Source organism: Mesorhizobium atlanticum (genome assembly GCF_003289965.1).
GTDB lineage: Bacteria > Pseudomonadota > Alphaproteobacteria > Rhizobiales > Rhizobiaceae > Mesorhizobium > Mesorhizobium atlanticum.
On the sequence record NZ_QMBQ01000028.1, the window covers coordinates 1 to 765 of the forward strand.

Here is a 765-nt window from a genome sequence, read left to right on the forward strand (position 1 = left end):
GAGGTGCCGAGCGGCTTCGATGCGGGCGACATCACGGTGACCGGCGGCCTGATCTCCGGTCTCACCCAGGACCTTGCCGGCGATCCGTCGGGCAAGACCTACACGGCGACCTTCACCGCCAGCGACAATTCGACGACACCGGTCTCGATCTCGGTCGGCGCCAACACCTTCACCGATCCTGTCGGCAACGACAACACCGCCTCCAACACCGACACGGCCACCGTCGACACCGTCAACCCGACGGTTGTGGTCGGCACCGATGACAATGCCCTCAAGATCGGCGATGTCGCGCACCTCACCTTCACCTTGAGCGAGGCGTCGACCAACTTTGGCAGCGGCGATGTCGCCGTCACCGGCGGCACGTTGAGCAACTTTGCCGGCAGCGGCACCAGCTACACCGCCGACTTCACGCCCACGCCCGGCAGCACCACCACCGCCACCATCAACGTGGCCGGCGGCACCTTCACCGACGCAGCGGGCAACAACAACACCGCCGCCACGCAGCTGAGCATGACGGTGGACACCGTCGCGCCGACGGTTGTGGTCGGCACCGATGACAATGCCCTCAAGATCGGCGATGTCGCGCACCTCACCTTCACCTTGAGCGAGGCGTCGACCAACTTTGGCAGCGGCGATGTCGCCGTCACCGGCGGCACGTTGAGCAACTTTGCCGGCAGCGGCACCAGCTACACCGCCGACTTCACGCCCACGCCCGGCAGCACCACCACCGCCACCATCAACGTGGCCGGCGGCACCTTCACCGAC

At 66.5% G+C, this 765-nt stretch carries 1 protein-coding gene; it reads left to right on the forward strand.

Annotated features, from left to right (window positions below):
- Positions 1 to 765, forward strand: a 765-nt coding sequence (locus DPM35_RS32690; RefSeq protein WP_198419747.1) for an Ig-like domain-containing protein, incomplete at both ends; no start/stop codon positions are given.